Below are 15,834 nucleotides of genomic sequence, written 5' to 3'. Positions count from 1 at the left end.
AGCGGGAAAAAATGGGACGCGAAATGAAAACTCGTTGCGTGCAACGCAAATGCGCCCCTGGGGCGCATTTGGTACTTACGCGCTGTCTGCAGCCGCTTCCCCGCTGCCCAGCTCATCCCAGGGAATTATATCCAGCCCGCTGACCCATAACCGGATGTACTCGATCGCGGCGTCGTGATCTGCGTGGATGGTATTCCAGTGCGGCTTGGGATAGTCGAGGAAGAGCCATCGCACAGCGACGCCGCTAGGGCATCCGTTGAATTGAGCGAAGAGTTTTCCGTCGAGCCACGCGCCCCAGGTATTGCTGGTTCCCGTAGGGCCGATGTGGAGCTGTTCCAGGGCTGTTTTGTCGCCGCGCATAGAGGCCAGTATAGGCCGGCGCGTCGCAAAATCTGAGCGGCGCCCCGGCATTGCACCGGCGCGCGTCGTACGGGCTTTTGTGCGGTTTTACGGGAACACTTCACGATCGCTCGCGGATCAAGCGACGGAGCGCATCGTTGTAAGACTCACCGTCGCGCAGCAACGCACGCAAAAGCATAGAGTCAGCATCATCGAGCCGCAGAGTCACAGTTAGCGCTGTACGTTCGCGCTGACGCTCCGCGCGTTGCTTTGCTGTGTAGTCATAGTTTGCTGGTGCCTTCATTGCGAGCCGCGCTTATATTCGCTCAAAATCGCGTTGAGCATCGTCACGATCTCGGCATGCGATAGCTCAAGCGAACGCCCGGAGCTGCCGCGCATTCCGTCGACCCGCGCTCGCGACGTCGGAAGCCCGTAGTCAGTCATGGCTTGCGCGATTTGTTTCGCATCCCAATCGTCGTCCCGAAGCAACTGCAGGATTGCCTTGACGACATCCTGCAGGCTGCACGCTTCTCCTTCCGGCCAGATCGCGCCGCGGCCGCCCGTGATTCGATGTGACGCGATAAGTCGACCATCTTTGAATAGCTCGACAACGCCGCCCGCGGACTGATCGCGGGTTGCACGATGCCACGCGGCCTGCGCCATCGGAGACCAATCGGTCTCCGTGACCGTCCTTCCATCATGCCGGACGATGTAGGTCATTCAATCACCGAGCTTTGCTTTCATTTCTTCCTGAAACTCCCTATTGAGCCGCATCGTCTCGGAGACCGAAAAATGCCAGCCGGCCTCCTTCGCCGCGGCACGCCGTTGAAGCTCAAGCGCGAGTCGGTCGGCGTTGCTCTTGTGATGCCGGAGCATGTCGCTACGAACGAAAACGCCGTACTCCGTCGGCGAGTATTCCGGTATGAACTCGCTCCGGCGCGCCTTCGCGTTCGCGGCCTTTGATCGAGACACGCGAACCTTGAACCCGTTGGCCGGCACGCCGTCATCCGTGAGACTGTTCGAGATCGAGATAGACGCTTCGCACGTCTCAGCAATGCCGACAACGTTACCCAGGGAGTCGAGCAAGAAAGCGGATGGATTTTTCATTTGTTGATCCTCTTCTATGCTGCCTAAGCGGCAGCGAATTGATTGGACTGCCTGCGCGGCAGATAAAAACGAGCGGCACGATACGCCTAGATTTTCTGAGCTGCCTACGCGGCAGTGATGGCGATGTGACCTTACGGAAGGTAAATTACACCGTAGTTTCTACGGCGTCAAGAGTTTTCTATCGCTTGTGGCGGCATCTACGGGCTCTTACGCGGTTTTAAGGGCGCGCTCTGCGGCCATGAAGCCAACCCAATTCCCGTAGGCGTCGAGCCCGCGGGCTGCCAGCTCTTCGCGCGCCAAGGCGTTCAGATCAACTTTGCCGCGAGCGACCGCTGAAAGTAACAAGGTATCAGCGCCTTGGAGAATGAGGACTTCGTCAATCTTCAGGCCCAGCTGTTTAGCGATCTTGGTAGAGAGGTTCATGCGGCGCGTCCGGTGATTTGTCTGGTCACCATTCACGCTCTGGTTGGAACCCGAAGCAAGAGATTTCGACGTCGCAGCGCGACAAAGTGTGTACGGCTCTTACGGTTGGATCAGCGCGTTCTTTACAGCCGGTCCGCCGTGCCCGATGACGAATGAAAATACAAACGCCAAGCGAATCGGCATGAGTTCGACCTTGACGGCCGTTCCCTGGCATTCGTCGTTCTTCGGTACGCCGTCAGGAAAAGTACACATGCGCGCGGGCTCGAATCGCCACTGTTGCACGGCTTGTTTTGTCGCAGCGAGGAACGAGTCGTCTGGGTGATTCGCCTTGCTCGGGCAATTCCCGGTGTCGTACAGCGGTCGGCTATCGAATACGCGGCCGGCTGTATCTATATCGATCTCCAGGCAGACCTGCTGTTCGGGCAGATTCTTTGACACCAGTTCGCTCGGATAAATTGGGAGCGCTGGTTCCCCGATTCGGTCGCCAAGCCGAAAGACTTCTCGATCGCTCTCCGTATACGTTTCAGCGCCGGCAGGGAGCATTAGCTCATAGGAAGAATTCGGCCGGGATTTCGTAGCTGCGCAGCCCAATAACAAGCTGATAGCCAAATACAAGCACGATCTGATCATCCGTGTAGATACCGAGGGCTGTGGCGGAAAGATGGCCGCGTGGTTAAACGCGGCCATCGCGAACCATTCGGGTTATCCCCCGATCGGGCCGCTCTGTTTCTTCTTGACGCAGACTGCGCCCGTTGCGGTCGTTGTGCATGTCCAGCAGCCGCTGGCATTGCACACCGTCGTCGTCTGACCAGACGAACCCGGCCCAGGCGGATTGTCCGCAAGGGCCAAACCGCTGACGAACGATGCCGAAAGAGCGAACGCGAGTGTAGCTAACTTTCTCATTTTACAAACCTCCAATGTTAATAAAACGGAACAAGCCTGATTGCCCGCCGAGCGAGCGGCGCGAGTCTGTGAGTAAAAATAAAGAGTGTCAAGCGGGCTAACGGAATGACCAAAAATCGGCGACGCATTCGCCAATTTAAGCGACCGAAATCTTTCAGTTCTGCAAGCTGTGCGGTTCAACTACCGCAAGCGTCATCGCCAAACAGAGCACCCTGGCGAGAATTGAACTCTGCGGCTTCAAACAGACGGACGCGTTTGTAGGCGGCTTGGACGCCGAGATCGAACTGCTTCGCGGTCGCAACGATGTTGCGGCCGGATTTGACGTAGTAGGCATGTAGCTCGCGGTCGCGTTCTGAAATTTGGAGCACCCAGCCTTTACCGACGTAGATCAGCTCCCCGCCGAACTCGTCGCACATCTCCTGCGCGCACGCCATACCGATCTCGCCGGCCTGCTCTGGCGGTAGGCTTAGTTCGGCCTGCAGCTTACGACTCACGACCTCAGCAAGATCGCGAGTGAAAGCTGCCGTGCGGTCGAAATTCGCGCTCATTCGTAGTCGACGTCGCGAGAACGATACCAGGCTTTGAGCTGCTCGATGACGTCATTAGCATCAAGCCCGACCAAGTGCTGCGGCGCGATCTCCGTTACAGACGGATGCGGGGATTTTCGCGCGTGCTGTGCGATGTAGCGGCGCAGCGCTCCATCGGAACCGTCACGGACCACGCCAGCATTCGCGAGACAGGTCCACAGCCAGCGAATCAGCGCCTCCGGCGTGCCTTTTTTGTAGCGAGTCTCGCCGGCCTTCGGTGCAGGCTTGAAGCCGCACCCCTTCAGATGTTCGAGAACGTCAGCGCGGCCAGCAGCATCCAGGTCCTTCGCAGAACGCACGCGACCGATAGCCCAAAGCATGTCGCGATAACCCGAGTCGTCGAACTTCGTGCGCAAGCCAAGCTTCTGCGCGCCGATGTGAATCTTCGCCAGCTCGATCGTGCGAGTAGGTTTGGGGGATTTCCCCTGCTTGCGCTTCGTGCGAGTAGTCACGCCGTCCCCGCTGTTGGCCGAACGTCGAAGCGCTTATCTGCGCAGATCTGCCAGAGCGCCTCTACGTCAAAGTGCGGACCGAAGACGCGCTTGCCGCGATACGTGAAGCCCTCGCGCGCGCGGTGCTCCATGCTGGTCATGACCAGCTTGAAACACGTCTGCACGATCTCGCTGCGTGTCATGGACGGCGACAGCAGCCATTTGCGTGTGTACTGCGCTTCCGGCCGCTTCGTGACGATGTCGGCATCGAGGTAGACGCCCTGCAGGTAAATGCCGCCGTGTCCTTCAGAGACGGTAAACGTATAGCCGTCGAAGGCGCATTGCTGTACGAGTGCGCTCATCTGATCGATATTCACCGGGCATGCTCCAGCTTGCGTGGCCCGTTATCGCCGACGCCGGGATGGACGCGTGCGGCGCTGCCTTTGATATAGCCGGCATCGCGGTCGCCGTAGGAAGCGCGGCCATGCTTGCCGACTTCGCGGCCGGCGGTCTGCACGATGTTCGTGTGCTTGCTCTCGATTGCGCGAGCTATAGCCGCTTTGCGATCGTCGGCAAGCTCGGCGCCGGGAAACTGATGACGAACAGCCGAGATCCAGCCGATGGCGAATTCCTCGCCACGTCGCTCTTTGTTTGCGCGCTTGCGCACGCGCGCCGTGTGTTTGCCCTTATCCACTTCGAGCTGGCGCCGGAGCACTGAGAACGCGTAGGCCGCGATTTCCGCGTCGGACCCGGCACCGAAAAATCGCACCGTCGTCGTCGATTCGGACGCGGGCCATCCGTTCCTCATGACGGTCCGGGAGACTCGATGGATGACTACGTCGCAGCGGAAGCCCGTGGCGACGATGTCGATCAAGAACATCAGCGACCTAGCGGGAACCGAGCCGCGGCAGCGCGTTGGCGCATCGGCGTGGTGAATTTCGCTCGCGTAGGCGTCGGCCTCGGTCAGGCCGTGCTCGTCCATCAGGGCGCGCGCCTGGCGCAGTGCGGCGGCGGCTTCGTTCGGGTTGGAGCTCGCGGCGAGGCGAAGGCAACTAAGAACTTTACGGAGCGCGGTTTTGCGGTCCATCAGCCAGCTCCTTGGGCGATCGTTTCCCCGCCCGCGGGCCGCCACGCGTCCCACGAGTAGGTTTCATTGCGGAATGCGCCGCTGGCGTTGAGATGGCGCACGGTGCCATCGTCGTCGAGCATGCGCAGCGGCAGCCCGCCCGCTGCGCGCGAGAGCGATGCAGCTGCGTCCTCGACCTCGAAGCGCTGCGCAGCGTCGAAATCGAGCATCGTGTGCCAAGCCTCTTTCTTGCGGATCTGGAGCTTCACGAGTCGCTCTCCCCTTCCTCGGCGTTACCGAGCAGTGCGTCGACCATCTTGTCGATCTCCGAATCCTGCGCTTTGATCAGCACGGCTTCGCCATCGTTGGTCACGGCGATGCTGCACTTCTTCAGCTCTGCCGCCGAGAGCGTCTGCAGGGCCGACTTGATCGGTTTGTCAGTGGTTTTGATGTACGCGGCGGCCTGCTCCTCTCCGAAGAGCTTTCGCAGCGCAGCGATCGTCACCTTCTCGTCGGCGATCTGCAGCTCGCCTTTCTGCTTCTGCCAGCCGACCTTGATGCCGTGCAGGATGCGCGTCTTCGGCTTGTCGAAAAGCCCACGGCCATCGATGACGGCGGCCTTCAGTACTTCGTACGCCTCGCGTGTGCGTTCGAGGGAATTTTTGATCCCCTGGAGTCGGCGCCGCTTTGCGGCCTCGTGTTCCTCGCGCAGAATGTTGACGCGCTCGGCCAGCTCGTCGCGAGCGCCGGCATAGACCTTGGCAGCGGATTCGATTTCTTCGATGGTGGTGCTCATGATGGGTCCTATTCGTGGCGGGCCTGCGGGGGCGCGAAGGTCCGTCGTCAAGTCGGCAGGTGCATCTGGCCGAACAGATCGGGAACGGATACGTGCTTCATAGCCGCGATCTGCTGCAGCGAGCTCATGGCGCGCTTGCGCAGGAAGGCGATGGTGTCGGCCAGATCGTCCGGCGTGAGAGCGAGGAAATAGCCCGCCTCGGTCGTGGCGCAGACGTGATGGCCTTCGAGCCGGAGCTCGACGACGAGCTCGCGCACCCTGCGCTCATCGCCGCGCGTGGGCTCGTAACCGAGGCATTCGCGGGCGAGAGCCGTCACCGTAACGCCTTGCCTGCGCCCTATGTGATTCCGCAGCGCGGCGAGCAGTGTGTCGCGGGTGATGGAGTTATCCATTTTGAAGTGCACGCATTTTTCGTTCGGCTCTGGCCCGATTCCTGAAGATGCAGCCCACCCCATTCTCAGCAACGTGATGCCACTTCTTTCCGACAAGTATCTGTAGGCCGTATTCGACTTTGAGTGTTTGAATGTTCAGCCATTCGTGCAGCCGTACTTTTCGCTTGACCGCGGCCTTTGATTTTCGTGTGTCAGCCATTGAGTACCTCCGGGTTGATGCCCGCATCGCGCAGGCGCTGCTTCGCCTCTTCGAGCGTGGCGAGGCCGAGCTCCAAGTCGCCGCGCGCCGCCGAAATCAGTAATTGCCGCGTCATGCGCTCGTCGGCATCGACGCGTGCGGCGCCGGTGCGCACTGCCGTCTCTCGCGCCTTCTCGACCTTGGCACCTGCGGCATCGGCCAGGCCGAAGGCGATTTCGAGAAGGTAGCCGTGGGTCTTCAACGGCAGTTGGAGCTTGCCGGCGTCGCGCTGTTCGATCATGCGCTCCAGCGCTTGCTGCCAGAGCGGCAATGGACACGCCAGCGTGCGGCCGTTTCGCGTAACCGTCTGCTTGCCAAGATCGAGCTCGGCGAGAAGGTTCTCCATGCGATGAAACGCCAGCATGCGGCCATGCGAACGGAACATCGCAAGGTACTGCGCGAGCAAATGCCCGAACGGCCGCGGCTGTAAATTCAGCGCGGCGACGAGCGCCGACCGCGCCTCATCGACACCAAGCGCGACTTCGAGCGAGAAGCCCGCGTTACAGGCTGGACACTTGAGCAACATGGATCTCGCCTACGTGATGGGACGTCGGCACGCCGAGGCGCTTGCGCAGCGCTTCGGCCTCGGCCTCGTGCTGCGCCGCGCGCGCGTGCGCCTGGCGCGCGGCGTCGAGCTGCCTCTGCGCTTCGCCGAGCACGCCCGCGATGACGGCCTTGCGCTCCTGTAGCACGCCGATCGAGTACGCGGTGAACAGCGCAAAGGCGATCAGCGTGAGCTCAAGCAATATCGTGCGCACACGGTGGAACGGCTGCGCGTCGGCCGGCGCGGAGAACTGAACGGCATCTAGTTTGGTCATGGCATGCTCCTAGGCGTGGATTCGCTGACGACGATGGCGAGCGCGGCGCGCTCCATATGTGCATTGAGCACGCGGTGCACGCCATAGAGAGCTGCGGCGCGTGCTGCGACATCGCTACAAGAGGCGATGGCATCGATTTCGCGGACGGCCGAATCGACAAGGATGTCCAGCGAAGGGCCGAACGTGAGCCGAGCCGAGCCCGAGGTGACCGGCGCGGGAGCTGGTGACGGGGACTGCGGAGCAATCACGGGAGGGCGCAAGCTGTAGCGCAGCGAGCCATCGGAAAGGTGGTGCCGATGCACCAGCCCCTCCTTGACGAGGACCTTCAGCTCGGCCTGCACGTCCGGCGTTTGTTCGTTGAGCAGGAAAGACAGCTCTCCCGCCGTCATTGCCTCCCTGCCGTCCAGGCGCGCAAGTATCTCGCTCTGCAACAAGGTGCGTTCGATCATGGCCGCACCGCCTTCGGCAGCGTTTGCCGAATTGCACGACGAGCATTGCTCAGGCAGTTGTTTGCGTACTTGAGCGCGTGGAGTGCATCGAGCTGTTTGTTCGTCTCGATGTCCTGCACCGCCGCTTTGAGCCAAGCGCGCACCCCGCGAACCTGCTTCAGCGCGTAGGCTTTTGTAGGTTGGCTGTGGGCGCTCATCCTTGACGCTCCTCCAGCACGGCGGACTTCGCCTTGAGCGATTCGAGCGCGTGCAGCGCGGCGTTTATCGCTGGCGTGGTCAAGTAGTTCGGCTGCAACGCTGGATTGAAAGAGAGATTGATGCGGAGCTCCCCCTTCGCGATGTTGACGTCCTCGATCGTGAGCGTGCAGGTGCAGCGAACCTGTTTGGGGCGAGATGCCTGGGCGGCCTTTGGTGCCGCACCATTCTGACCAGCGAGTTTCCGGGCTTTGGATTGGGTGCGCATCAGCTCACCTCCGCCAACATGGCGACGATCTCGCTGCTCTTGCTGATCTTCAGATACAGCGCTTTACAGTGAGGGCAAGTCGCCAGCGTGTCCCAGACCTCGCCCTTGTTCGCAGCGCGATCCTCCAATTCCTTGCCGCAGCACGGCACCTGGTACCGAAGGATGCGAACGCCATTTGCGCGCAAGCGGGAAATGAACTCTTCGTGCTTTTGGAGTAGCGTGATTTCGGCTGCCATCACACCCTCCCGACCAGCTCGCCGCTGATCTTGGCGAGGCCGAGCTCGACCGCCTGGTTCATCGCCTTCACGATGAGGTTCTGCACGACGAGCGGATAGAGGTGCGACTCGACGTGCTGGGTATTCGGCCGTACACGCGTCAGGCGCGCGCGGATCGCGTCGAATGCGTCCTTCTCGAAGATCTCGTCGAGGCGCTTGCCGACGCGCTTGAATTTGAGCGTCAGGTACTCTTCGAGATTGCCGTTGAGCGACTTGAGCGTTGCCACCTCGCAACGCCGGATGAACTCGCGCAGATCCGGGTTGCGCTGCTCGTTCAGCCGATCGCTGAGCTCCGGCTGGCCGACGATGACGATGCCGATGAGCTTCTTGTATCCGTCCTCCATTTCCCAGAAGCGCTTGAGGTACTTGAGCGTCGCGTTGGTCAGGTCGTGCGCCTCTTCGATGATCAGCACATGGTTGTTGCCCACGCGTGCGCTCTCGGTGAGGATGCGCTGGATCTGACGCGCCTTCAGTTCGAGCGAGACCTTCGGCGCCTCTTTCGACAGATCGTTGATGATCGCGTCGCAGATGTGAGCCGCCGTCAGCTGCGTCTTGTCGACGGTCTGCGGCTGGATCATCGTGATCTTCTCGTTGTCGCGGCGGATGCGCTCGACCAGGTCGCGGCGCAGCGTGGATTTGCCGCTACCCGACTCGCCGATGACGGCGATCAGGCCCGAGTTTTTGGCCGCGTAGTGCATCGACTCGCGGATGTAGCGCTGGTCTTTGGACAGGTAGACGTCCTGTGGCCCTTGCACGTCATCCATAAACGGATGGCGCGCGAGGCCGAAGTGTTCGCGGGTAGCTGGTGATAACATTTCACTCTCCGGTAGTAGGAAAGGCGGCTCGCTCGGTTCTGAATTGGCGTTCGGCCGAGCGCGTCGCGGACTGCTGGGGCGGGCCTGGTCATCGACTACACCGTCGATGATCCAGGCCTGTTCGATTTCTTCTTCGGGCACGCCGTGCGCGCGGAGAAACTCCGCCGTCACGCGCTTGATTTCGTCGGCCTCGATCGTCACCGGCCAGACGCGGCGCGTGAGCAGCGTCGACAACGTGGCCGGCGCTATCTCCTGGCCGCTGCGCTTGCCCGAACTGAAACGGAGCCGGGCGCGGAGCAAACCGTGCTCCAGCTTGTGACGCAGCAAGATGGCGCGGAGCTTGTACGGCGCCGCACTCCTACTGCTCGTGACGGGGCGTCCCATGCGTGGCATGTCACACCACCGGCGACAGATGCATCGGCTGCTCGACGCGCAGCGGCTGGACGAGCTCGTCGAATTCGAGCGGGAACAGTGCGCCAGGTAGCTCGTTGCTCCGCGGACTCGCGAGGATGACGACACACCACAAACGCGCCGTATCGGTCACGCTCGCTTTGTTGTTGGACAACAGCGTGAGTATGCGATCGCTGTCGTTGACCGGGCGGAACAGCACGCCAGGGGTCATGTCGCGCGCATGCGGATAGACCGGCGTGGGAACACGATGAAGATTGGGGACGTTGCCGAACATTTGTTGACTCCTTTTGGGTTGGGGACGTGGGACTACACCGCGACCAAGCGCGGCGCTTGCTGGAATGCCGGCGGCGCGCCGGCTGCGGACAGCTGTTCGATACGCTCGACCAGGCCGTCGATCTGATTGGGCTCGATGCCTTCGGGGAACCACACGCGCACTGCTTCGGCTTCGTGCGTCGCGAGCGCGCGGTTGAGGCGCGCGCGCAGCTCGAAGAGCATTTCCACGAACGTCAGCGGCTTGAGCTCGACGTGCGCCGGATTCGGCACGTGCAGCTCGGTGCCGCGGCGCTGGATGAAGTCCGGCGTCGCCGCGGCCTTCTCGCGCAGGTCCTTGAATGGGTCGATGCGGCCGTCGAATGCGACGGCGCCCTTGACCTTCGCCGCGGTGGCGTCGAGCGTGTCGCGCTCGCCATAGGCCGCCTCGTTGGCTTCCTTGCGCGCGGTGTCGACGTCGGTATCGGCCTTCGCGGCGTAACGCTCGCCGAAGACCGGGGCGTCGGCGAAGAAACCGCCAGCCGCTTCGGCGATCGGCTCGCACTCGTGATAGCGCGTGCTGCCGTCCTCGTTCTCGCCGATGATGTAGATCGCGGGCGAGCGGTAGGGATTGACCACGACCTGTAGCGTGTCGCCGACGCGCACGTTCGGGATATGGCCCACGCTGTACGGCAGACTCTCGCCGCCGCGGACCTTGAAGCTGATCGTGAGGTTGCCGACAACCGTGCGCAGCACAGGCTTCGTGTGCATCAGCACCGCGCAGGTTTCGAGCGGCGGGCATAGGCGCAGCTGGTCGGTGCGCACGGTTTGCCAGAGCGCATCGCGCGTATGGCCGTGGCGGCGATGCACGTGTACGCCGTTGAAAGACTTCAGCCAAGTGTCGAGGTGCGCATTCAGCTCGTCGACGCTCTCGACGCGCGTGAATGTCAGGCGCCCCTCGAACTTCGTCTCGATGATGTTGTGCGTAACCTCGACCTGGCCCTTCGCCCGCGCATTGCCCGGCACGTGCGCCCAATGTCGAACGGCGAGCTGGTCGAGCAGATTGCGGATGCCGTGCGATTGGTTCGCACTGCCCGCGTCCCATACAAGCATCCAGGGCACGCCGTGCATGACGCGGCCTTCGCTGCGCTGCATGCAGTGCATGAGGAACTCGAAGACGCTGCGCTGATCTTCGCCGGCGGCGTGGTAGTAGCGTGCGATTACGTCGCCGGTAAAGTGATCGGTGGCGGCGTAGCGGATCACGCGCAGGTTCGAGACGCGCGCCAGGTCCTTCGGCTTGCGCGCGTTGAACTTGCGCTCGTCCATGACCGCCGCCTGCCCATTGCGCAGGTAGTAGAGGACGCAGATCGACGCGTCGAGCTGCCACACGTGATTCACATGCAGGCTGCGCATCGACGCATGCGGTGTCGGCTGCGAGAGCTGATCGGGGTGACAACCCTCGCGGCGCATGATGCGCGAGAGCGTCGTCGCGCTGACGCGCGTGGAAAGAAGACCGTTCGCCTCGGCCACGTCGATCGCGTCACCGAGCGGCAGCAGGCGCTTGCCCGTCGTGCGCCGCGATGCTTGGGCAATCGCGGCGACGGCTTTCACTTCCTCCACCGACACACGCGAGTCGCCCTTGTCCGAGCGCAGCTTCTTGCCGCTCGACCAGCCGACTTTGCGCAGGCGCGCGTACAGCGTCTGTACGCTGATTCCGAGCATGCGCGCGCCATCGGCGACGATCGCGCCGCGGCTGCGGTGCGCGGCGGCGCGCAAGCGCGCAGCGAGCGATTCGAGTAGGTGCATTTCGGCGAGCTCCCCGGCGTGCATGGCTTGGTCAAACTCCCTTCGACCGAATGCCGGTGACGACGAACAAAACATCCACACCGTGTTGAGCAACACGACCGAGGTACTCGGCATTGGGGGATGTGCGTCCGGTCTCGAAGCTGATCTGAGTCCGCTTGCTGACTCCGCCGCGAACTGCCATTTCTTGCTGCGACATATTGAGCAGAATGCGCTCTGCTTTGAGTCGAATGCCGACCGTCGAAGATGTACTCATCACGGGCCTCAGTCCCCAAGGTCCTTGGCCAGCTCGTTCGCCCAGTGATGGGCAAACTCGGTCGCCTTCTCCAGCGCCTGCGTCACGTCCTCGTCGGGCTGCTCGCCGGCTTCGGTGTACAGCTCGTTGATCGTGCCGATCGTCTGCCGCATTTTGTTGAGGAACGAACCGGCCTCCGTGCTGTACTCGGAGACGTCTTTCAGCAGCTCTTTGATCTGCTCGCGTGTACCCGAGCGCGTTGCACGGCGGCTGAGCTTGTTGATGCGCTCGTCTTTCTTGCGGATGATCTCTTCGTCCGCGGCCTTCTCGTCTGCGCGCTCATCGCGTTCCGCGCGCAGCGCCGCGACGACTTCGTCCTTCGTCATGGTCGCGAACTCGTCTGCGGTGAATCCCGCCAGTTCGCCGCCTTCGGCTAGGTCGCCGATGTCGGCGTCGTCTTCGGCGATCAGGGCAAGCACCTTGGACATGCCAAGGCGTTCGGCGAGCTGCTTGCGGTGCGCATCGCCGCCAAACTTGCGCGCGACCTGCATCGCCTTCTGCGCGAAGCGCGGGCTAACGCCGACTTCCTGCAGGGCCGAAAGAAACTCACCGTGCGGTTCGCGGGCGCGGACCTGCAGGAAGATCAGCCCGAGCTCCAGCGATTGCAGGCCGATGTTGGCGACCAGGTGTTTCGCGTGGATCAAGAGCGCGGCGCGGTTGTATTCGACGCCGATGCCGTAGTCGCGGTCGATCAAGGCGAGCTGCTGGCTCAACTGCGCGGATTCGGCCCCGGCCGCTTCGAGCGCGGCATGGTCAACTTGAGCCGCTTCGATGCCGTCGGTCTGCTCGGGCGAGCGCTTGGTGCGTGGGCGTGCCATCTTGTCCCCTATTGGTTAGCGTGGATGGGTGGAGTAGCGCTGACGCGTCTCGTCGAGACGGTCCTGCGCGCGGGAAAAAGCCGTGCCGGCTGCGAGACTGATCTGCACCGCTTTAGGGGCGAGTCGCCAGCGGCCGGTATCGAGCGGCTCGGCCCAGCCGGCCTCTTTGAGATTCGCGAGGTCGCGTGTCATGTTGGAAGGGCTGGTCCGCATCGCCGCTGCGAGCTCTGACGGCGCGATGCCTTCGATTTCGTGACCAGCCAGGCGGAAGATGAGCTTCAGCGCCCGCTGCTGCGCCTCGTTGATGTAGCGCTCGCTCATGCGGTCACCGCGTCAAGCTGGTGCTGGACCGTCGCCAACTTCTGCGCCCAAAAGGCCGCTGTTTCGGCGGCTTCGGCAGCGCGATCCCGCGAATACAGGTTGTCAAAGCCGGCGCGTTTGCTTAGATCGGCGGTGCGGAGCTCTCGCTCACAGCGCTCAGCGAGCAGAACAATGAGGCGACGGATATTCCGTCTGCGGAGAGGCAAGTTGGGGGCGTAGGTCATGACAGATTGAGCTCCGGTTGGGTGTGACGTTCGACCTCCGCGCGCTCACGCGCGAGGCGCTCGATAGCGTCGTTGACGAAAGCGAGGGTGTCGGCTGCTTGAGCCTTGCCGGCAGCGAAATTCAGGAGCGCGCCGACGGCGCGCGTGCAGGCGTCCTGCACGGCATGAATATCTGCGGGATTGGCCTTGCGGCCGGTCGGCATGTCGATCAGCAGCTTGCGTGTGCTGACGGCCAGGTGCTGAGTGATAAACGTGCAGCGGCACGCGCACTCGAATGGCCGGATCAGTCGCGCCGGGATGCTGGCCGACTCGATGTACTTGTAGAGCGTCCACTTGGACGCAAGGCCCATTTCATCCGCGATGCGATCGACCGTCATCTGATGCCGCTCGCGCGCATACTCGACGCATGCCTCGATCGCGTCCTGCAGCGACGTGGGGCGATAGGTCTTCCAATTGCGCTTAGCCATTGGAAACCCCCGAAAACGACGGTCCCCAAACATCAGCGTGTTTTGCTATTGCGCAATTGAGTTGCGCACGCTGAAATGGGCACTGGTGCCTAAAAAACGGATACATCATGAACGGCGAAGTGCTCATGGTTGAGCTAGCCCACGAGCGTGCGAAACGCGTCGGCAACCTGCGCGCGAGTCATCGCTGCGCGCCGCTTGCGAGTCGCTTTAGGGCCATGCCATTCCGGCCAAAGCTCAGCGAGCTGGAACCCCGTTTCGGCAGCAATCTGCATTTCGACTCTTCGGCTGCGACGATTGCCGAAGATCACGTCGTGGATCACAGAGGCGCTGACCCCGCACGTTTTGGCGATGTCCGTCTGCCGAATGCCGCGCAATTTCAAGGCGGCTTGGATCATTACGGGATTCATGTGATGTGACCTTTCCGGGGGAAAGCGCCCCCGGTGGCGCATAAGAAATTCGCTTCAAACGAGGCGAACAAATTAGCGAATGAATGGATGATCCACCCATTTGAGTGGATAGTCAAGCGTTTTGGATTGCTATGAATATTGGCGAGCGGTTGAGAGAAGAGCGAACCCGACTAGGTCTTTCGCAAGCGGACTTCGGCGCGTTAGGCGGCGTGGCTGCGAATGCGCAAGGGAACTACGAGCTCGACAAGCGCTCTCCGGATTCCCTGTATCTACAGAAGATCGGACGCATCGGAGCCGATGTTCTCTACATCGTGATGGGTGTTCGGGGGCGCGACATTGACCTGACGCTATTCGGAGTTTGCGAGGTTGCGTTGCGTCAGGCGTATGAGACGGTCCGCAGCGGAGCAGATCCTGGTCGGAGCTTCCGCAGCAATCAGCTTTGCAAGCTCTATAACTCGGTCGTTAGTAAGTTGAAGCCCGACGACAATGTAGTTGCGGCGGCGAAGTTGGCCGCCGAGTCGCTGATTGAGTGGGCAAACGATCCATCTGATCCTGAACAATTGGATCGCGTATTGCTGCAGCCCACTGCTCCGACGCCTAAGAGTGGAGGCGTCAACGTCAGTGTCAGTGGTACGGGGAACCGTGGCGCAGGTGGGGATTTAATTCAGGGCAGCACGATTATTCGGAAAGGCCGGGGCTAGCGATTAAAACGTGAGCTAAGTCCGGTGTAGGAGAATTCCTACACATTTTTCGGCAGAAATCCGACGCGTTAACGCTGCATTTTCTTGCATGATGAAACTTCCGCCGAAGTCCGGGAGTCCGAGGCGGAAAGGACGGGCCGTGAAGGAGTACTCCGCAGGATCATCGCCGCAGTGATCCTGCGCTCTTTGCGATGTGCGGCATGCTCAGGGGTACCTATGAGTTACGACGATTCAGGCGCCCGCCATGCGGTGCGCGACTACTACGAGGGCTGCACGTTTATCGATGCGGATTTTCCTGTTGAAGGCCGTGAAATCGGGCCGTGTCGAAAATGCCAGCGACCGATTTGGATTGACGCACCGTTTTGCGGACACTGCTACTACGATCCTGCGGTCGAGCAAGCTAAATACGCGGCGCAATTGGAACGCGCGCGCGCTAAGCAGATGGAGATATACAAGCTCACTGCGGGCGGCTTCGTGATTGGGTTTCTTTTCTTGGGCTTGCCTTCCGGTGGATTTTTCGAGTTTACCGGCACCAGCCTAATGACCTACTGCGCTGCGTCGGGATTCGCAGTCGCTGCGGGTATGCACACCTTGTTTAGGTGGGCACATCGCTTCGATGAAAGGCGCGCAAGAGAGAGGGCTCTGCAATGAGGATGCTCAAACTCGCATTGCCTATTTGTATACTTTTCTCTTCTGGCATTAATGCTGCTGAACCAGCGCACTCTGCGGTCATGGATCACTACTACTGCTTGTCGGAGGCGCGCGCCGAACCGATCCGACGCGCAGCCGGGCAAGGCAACGGTCCTGCGGTGTATCAAGATGCCCAGAAGTGTCTCGAAGAAAAGCTACCCGCAGCAATAGCCGAAGCAGCCAGCAATGCGGATCTCAAGGCCGCGGTGAAATCCTGGCACGCAAAGGCGATGACGCTGATGCGAAGCCCGAAAGATCGGTTGGTCGAGAAGGACGAGCGCGAAGCCGAAAGCGTGCTCGAAATGGAAGGGAAAGCGGCAGGCGTGTGGCACTGACACTCGTCGCG

The 15,834-nt window shown here is 61.4% G+C and carries 30 protein-coding genes; 4 read left to right on the top strand and 26 right to left on the bottom strand.

Annotated elements, in window-relative coordinates:
* Positions 1-75: 75 nt before the first annotated feature.
* The 26 genes from FFS30_RS04185 to FFS30_RS04060 all read right to left on the bottom strand — a co-directional run bounded on the left by FFS30_RS04185 (position 76) and on the right by FFS30_RS04060 (position 13,723).
* Positions 76-360 carry a hypothetical protein gene (locus FFS30_RS04185; protein WP_137911836.1) on the bottom strand — a complete coding sequence of 95 codons (285 nt, stop codon included), beginning with the start codon at positions 358-360 and terminating at the stop codon, positions 76-78.
* 279 nt (positions 361-639) lie between these two features.
* The gene (locus FFS30_RS04180; protein ID WP_137911835.1) at positions 640-1,059 is read right to left on the bottom strand and encodes a hypothetical protein; all 420 of its coding nucleotides are present in this window, start codon (positions 1,057-1,059) and stop codon (positions 640-642) included.
* Complete coding sequence (locus tag FFS30_RS04175; RefSeq protein ID WP_137911834.1) at positions 1,060-1,446, bottom strand: hypothetical protein; 387 nt, start codon at positions 1,444-1,446, stop codon at positions 1,060-1,062.
* A 207-nt stretch (positions 1,447-1,653) separates the two neighbouring features.
* Positions 1,654-1,869 (bottom strand): hypothetical protein, encoded by a 216-nt coding sequence (locus FFS30_RS04170; RefSeq protein WP_137911833.1) that lies wholly within the window; start codon positions 1,867-1,869, stop codon positions 1,654-1,656.
* Between the two features lie 99 nt (positions 1,870-1,968).
* Complete coding sequence (locus FFS30_RS04165; protein ID WP_137911832.1) at positions 1,969-2,307, bottom strand: hypothetical protein; 339 nt, start codon at positions 2,305-2,307, stop codon at positions 1,969-1,971.
* A gap of 641 nt (positions 2,308-2,948) precedes the next feature.
* Entirely contained in the window at positions 2,949-3,320 is a 372-nt protein-coding gene (locus FFS30_RS04160; RefSeq protein ID WP_137911831.1) for a Mor transcription activator family protein, read from the bottom strand.
* Positions 3,317-3,811 carry a regulatory protein GemA gene (locus FFS30_RS04155; RefSeq protein ID WP_137911830.1) on the bottom strand — a complete coding sequence of 165 codons (495 nt, stop codon included), beginning with the start codon at positions 3,809-3,811 and terminating at the stop codon, positions 3,317-3,319. The genes FFS30_RS04160 and FFS30_RS04155 overlap by 4 nt, the downstream gene beginning before the upstream one ends.
* Complete coding sequence (locus FFS30_RS04150) at positions 3,808-4,167, bottom strand: hypothetical protein (protein ID WP_137911829.1); 360 nt, start codon at positions 4,165-4,167, stop codon at positions 3,808-3,810. The genes FFS30_RS04155 and FFS30_RS04150 overlap by 4 nt, the downstream gene beginning before the upstream one ends.
* Complete coding sequence (locus tag FFS30_RS04145) at positions 4,164-4,922, bottom strand: DUF2786 domain-containing protein (RefSeq protein ID WP_171014405.1); 759 nt, start codon at positions 4,920-4,922, stop codon at positions 4,164-4,166. Before FFS30_RS04145 ends, FFS30_RS04150 begins: the two co-directional genes overlap by 4 nt.
* The gene (locus FFS30_RS04140; RefSeq protein WP_137911827.1) at positions 4,877-5,125 is read right to left on the bottom strand and encodes a hypothetical protein; all 249 of its coding nucleotides are present in this window, start codon (positions 5,123-5,125) and stop codon (positions 4,877-4,879) included. The genes FFS30_RS04145 and FFS30_RS04140 overlap by 46 nt, the downstream gene beginning before the upstream one ends.
* Entirely contained in the window at positions 5,122-5,652 is a 531-nt protein-coding gene (locus tag FFS30_RS04135) for a hypothetical protein (protein ID WP_137911826.1), read from the bottom strand. The genes FFS30_RS04140 and FFS30_RS04135 overlap by 4 nt, the downstream gene beginning before the upstream one ends.
* A gap of 47 nt (positions 5,653-5,699) precedes the next feature.
* The gene (locus tag FFS30_RS04130; RefSeq protein WP_212742395.1) at positions 5,700-6,056 is read right to left on the bottom strand and encodes a hypothetical protein; all 357 of its coding nucleotides are present in this window, start codon (positions 6,054-6,056) and stop codon (positions 5,700-5,702) included.
* 179 nt (positions 6,057-6,235) lie between these two features.
* On the bottom strand, positions 6,236-6,808 hold the full coding sequence (locus tag FFS30_RS04125; protein ID WP_137911825.1) for a hypothetical protein: 573 nt from the start codon (positions 6,806-6,808) through the stop codon (positions 6,236-6,238).
* Entirely contained in the window at positions 6,783-7,100 is a 318-nt protein-coding gene (locus FFS30_RS04120) for a hypothetical protein (protein ID WP_137911824.1), read from the bottom strand. Before FFS30_RS04120 ends, FFS30_RS04125 begins: the two co-directional genes overlap by 26 nt.
* On the bottom strand, positions 7,097-7,549 hold the full coding sequence (locus FFS30_RS04115; RefSeq protein WP_137911823.1) for a hypothetical protein: 453 nt from the start codon (positions 7,547-7,549) through the stop codon (positions 7,097-7,099). Before FFS30_RS04115 ends, FFS30_RS04120 begins: the two co-directional genes overlap by 4 nt.
* Complete coding sequence (locus tag FFS30_RS04110) at positions 7,546-7,746, bottom strand: hypothetical protein (RefSeq protein WP_137911822.1); 201 nt, start codon at positions 7,744-7,746, stop codon at positions 7,546-7,548. Before FFS30_RS04110 ends, FFS30_RS04115 begins: the two co-directional genes overlap by 4 nt.
* Positions 7,743-8,012 carry a hypothetical protein gene (locus FFS30_RS04105; RefSeq protein ID WP_137911821.1) on the bottom strand — a complete coding sequence of 90 codons (270 nt, stop codon included), beginning with the start codon at positions 8,010-8,012 and terminating at the stop codon, positions 7,743-7,745. The genes FFS30_RS04110 and FFS30_RS04105 overlap by 4 nt, the downstream gene beginning before the upstream one ends.
* The gene (locus FFS30_RS04100) at positions 8,012-8,248 is read right to left on the bottom strand and encodes a hypothetical protein (RefSeq protein WP_137911820.1); all 237 of its coding nucleotides are present in this window, start codon (positions 8,246-8,248) and stop codon (positions 8,012-8,014) included. Before FFS30_RS04100 ends, FFS30_RS04105 begins: the two co-directional genes overlap by 1 nt.
* Positions 8,248-9,102, bottom strand: coding sequence for an AAA family ATPase (locus FFS30_RS04095; RefSeq protein ID WP_171014404.1), 855 nt, complete (start codon positions 9,100-9,102; stop codon positions 8,248-8,250). Before FFS30_RS04095 ends, FFS30_RS04100 begins: the two co-directional genes overlap by 1 nt.
* 394 nt (positions 9,103-9,496) lie before the next feature.
* Positions 9,497-9,787 carry a hypothetical protein gene (locus FFS30_RS04090; RefSeq protein ID WP_137911818.1) on the bottom strand — a complete coding sequence of 97 codons (291 nt, stop codon included), beginning with the start codon at positions 9,785-9,787 and terminating at the stop codon, positions 9,497-9,499.
* A 32-nt stretch (positions 9,788-9,819) separates the two neighbouring features.
* Entirely contained in the window at positions 9,820-11,568 is a 1,749-nt protein-coding gene (locus tag FFS30_RS04085) for a DDE-type integrase/transposase/recombinase (protein ID WP_171014403.1), read from the bottom strand.
* A gap of 31 nt (positions 11,569-11,599) precedes the next feature.
* Positions 11,600-11,821 (bottom strand): helix-turn-helix transcriptional regulator, encoded by a 222-nt coding sequence (locus FFS30_RS04080; protein WP_137911816.1) that lies wholly within the window; start codon positions 11,819-11,821, stop codon positions 11,600-11,602.
* 8 nt (positions 11,822-11,829) lie between these two features.
* Positions 11,830-12,678, bottom strand: a complete 849-nt coding sequence (locus FFS30_RS04075; protein ID WP_137911815.1) for a hypothetical protein — start codon at positions 12,676-12,678, stop codon at positions 11,830-11,832.
* 15 nt (positions 12,679-12,693) lie between these two features.
* Complete coding sequence (locus FFS30_RS04070; RefSeq protein WP_137911814.1) at positions 12,694-12,999, bottom strand: hypothetical protein; 306 nt, start codon at positions 12,997-12,999, stop codon at positions 12,694-12,696.
* Complete coding sequence (locus tag FFS30_RS04065) at positions 12,996-13,223, bottom strand: hypothetical protein (protein WP_137911813.1); 228 nt, start codon at positions 13,221-13,223, stop codon at positions 12,996-12,998. The genes FFS30_RS04070 and FFS30_RS04065 overlap by 4 nt, the downstream gene beginning before the upstream one ends.
* Positions 13,220-13,723, bottom strand: coding sequence for a hypothetical protein (locus tag FFS30_RS04060; RefSeq protein ID WP_212742394.1), 504 nt, complete (start codon positions 13,721-13,723; stop codon positions 13,220-13,222). The genes FFS30_RS04065 and FFS30_RS04060 overlap by 4 nt, the downstream gene beginning before the upstream one ends.
* A gap of 74 nt (positions 13,724-13,797) precedes the next feature.
* On the opposite strand from FFS30_RS04060, the gene FFS30_RS24160 reads away from it, so the two are divergent.
* From FFS30_RS24160 to FFS30_RS04040, 4 genes are all read left to right on the top strand, one after another.
* Positions 13,798-14,106, top strand: a complete 309-nt coding sequence (locus FFS30_RS24160) for a hypothetical protein (RefSeq protein ID WP_249352157.1) — start codon at positions 13,798-13,800, stop codon at positions 14,104-14,106.
* Between the two features lie 122 nt (positions 14,107-14,228).
* On the top strand, positions 14,229-14,798 hold the full coding sequence (locus tag FFS30_RS04050; protein ID WP_137911811.1) for a helix-turn-helix domain-containing protein: 570 nt from the start codon (positions 14,229-14,231) through the stop codon (positions 14,796-14,798).
* Positions 14,799-15,014: 216 nt separating this feature from the next.
* Positions 15,015-15,449, top strand: a complete 435-nt coding sequence (locus FFS30_RS04045; protein WP_137911810.1) for a hypothetical protein — start codon at positions 15,015-15,017, stop codon at positions 15,447-15,449.
* A gap of 80 nt (positions 15,450-15,529) precedes the next feature.
* Positions 15,530-15,823 carry a hypothetical protein gene (locus FFS30_RS04040; RefSeq protein ID WP_137911809.1) on the top strand — a complete coding sequence of 98 codons (294 nt, stop codon included), beginning with the start codon at positions 15,530-15,532 and terminating at the stop codon, positions 15,821-15,823.
* Positions 15,824-15,834 lie beyond the last annotated feature (11 nt).

It is taken from the genome of Rudaea sp. 3F27F6 (genome assembly GCF_005503555.1).
GTDB lineage: Bacteria > Pseudomonadota > Gammaproteobacteria > Xanthomonadales > Rhodanobacteraceae > Rudaea.
The sequence above is the reverse complement of the archived record's forward strand: the minus strand, read 5'-3'. Positions and strand labels throughout refer to the sequence as shown.

Bases quoted from the DNA above. Each gene is read 5' to 3' on its own strand.
- FFS30_RS04185 (WP_137911836.1), bottom strand. From the start codon at position 360: ATGCGCGGCGACAAAACAGCCCTGGAACAGCTCCACATCGGCCCTACG.
- FFS30_RS04180 (WP_137911835.1), bottom strand. From the start codon at position 1,059: ATGACCTACATCGTCCGGCATGATGGAAGGACGGTCACGGAGACCGAT.
- FFS30_RS04175 (WP_137911834.1), bottom strand. From the start codon at position 1,446: ATGAAAAATCCATCCGCTTTCTTGCTCGACTCCCTGGGTAACGTTGTC.
- FFS30_RS04170 (WP_137911833.1), bottom strand. From the start codon at position 1,869: ATGAACCTCTCTACCAAGATCGCTAAACAGCTGGGCCTGAAGATTGAC.
- FFS30_RS04160 (WP_137911831.1), bottom strand. From the start codon at position 3,320: ATGAGCGCGAATTTCGACCGCACGGCAGCTTTCACTCGCGATCTTGCT.
- FFS30_RS04135 (WP_137911826.1), bottom strand. From the start codon at position 5,652: ATGAGCACCACCATCGAAGAAATCGAATCCGCTGCCAAGGTCTATGCC.
- FFS30_RS04125 (WP_137911825.1), bottom strand. From the start codon at position 6,808: ATGTTGCTCAAGTGTCCAGCCTGTAACGCGGGCTTCTCGCTCGAAGTC.
- FFS30_RS04120 (WP_137911824.1), bottom strand. From the start codon at position 7,100: ATGACCAAACTAGATGCCGTTCAGTTCTCCGCGCCGGCCGACGCGCAG.
- FFS30_RS04115 (WP_137911823.1), bottom strand. From the start codon at position 7,549: ATGATCGAACGCACCTTGTTGCAGAGCGAGATACTTGCGCGCCTGGAC.
- FFS30_RS04110 (WP_137911822.1), bottom strand. From the start codon at position 7,746: ATGAGCGCCCACAGCCAACCTACAAAAGCCTACGCGCTGAAGCAGGTT.
- FFS30_RS04105 (WP_137911821.1), bottom strand. From the start codon at position 8,012: ATGCGCACCCAATCCAAAGCCCGGAAACTCGCTGGTCAGAATGGTGCG.
- FFS30_RS04100 (WP_137911820.1), bottom strand. From the start codon at position 8,248: ATGGCAGCCGAAATCACGCTACTCCAAAAGCACGAAGAGTTCATTTCC.
- FFS30_RS04095 (WP_171014404.1), bottom strand. From the start codon at position 9,102: ATGTTATCACCAGCTACCCGCGAACACTTCGGCCTCGCGCGCCATCCG.
- FFS30_RS04090 (WP_137911818.1), bottom strand. From the start codon at position 9,787: ATGTTCGGCAACGTCCCCAATCTTCATCGTGTTCCCACGCCGGTCTAT.
- FFS30_RS04085 (WP_171014403.1), bottom strand. From the start codon at position 11,568: ATGCACCTACTCGAATCGCTCGCTGCGCGCTTGCGCGCCGCCGCGCAC.
- FFS30_RS04080 (WP_137911816.1), bottom strand. From the start codon at position 11,821: ATGAGTACATCTTCGACGGTCGGCATTCGACTCAAAGCAGAGCGCATT.
- FFS30_RS04075 (WP_137911815.1), bottom strand. From the start codon at position 12,678: ATGGCACGCCCACGCACCAAGCGCTCGCCCGAGCAGACCGACGGCATC.
- FFS30_RS04070 (WP_137911814.1), bottom strand. From the start codon at position 12,999: ATGAGCGAGCGCTACATCAACGAGGCGCAGCAGCGGGCGCTGAAGCTC.
- FFS30_RS04065 (WP_137911813.1), bottom strand. From the start codon at position 13,223: ATGACCTACGCCCCCAACTTGCCTCTCCGCAGACGGAATATCCGTCGC.
- FFS30_RS04060 (WP_212742394.1), bottom strand. From the start codon at position 13,723: ATGTTTGGGGACCGTCGTTTTCGGGGGTTTCCAATGGCTAAGCGCAAT.
- FFS30_RS24160 (WP_249352157.1), top strand. From the start codon at position 13,798: ATGAACGGCGAAGTGCTCATGGTTGAGCTAGCCCACGAGCGTGCGAAA.
- FFS30_RS04050 (WP_137911811.1), top strand. From the start codon at position 14,229: ATGAATATTGGCGAGCGGTTGAGAGAAGAGCGAACCCGACTAGGTCTT.
- FFS30_RS04045 (WP_137911810.1), top strand. From the start codon at position 15,015: ATGAGTTACGACGATTCAGGCGCCCGCCATGCGGTGCGCGACTACTAC.
- FFS30_RS04040 (WP_137911809.1), top strand. From the start codon at position 15,530: ATGGATCACTACTACTGCTTGTCGGAGGCGCGCGCCGAACCGATCCGA.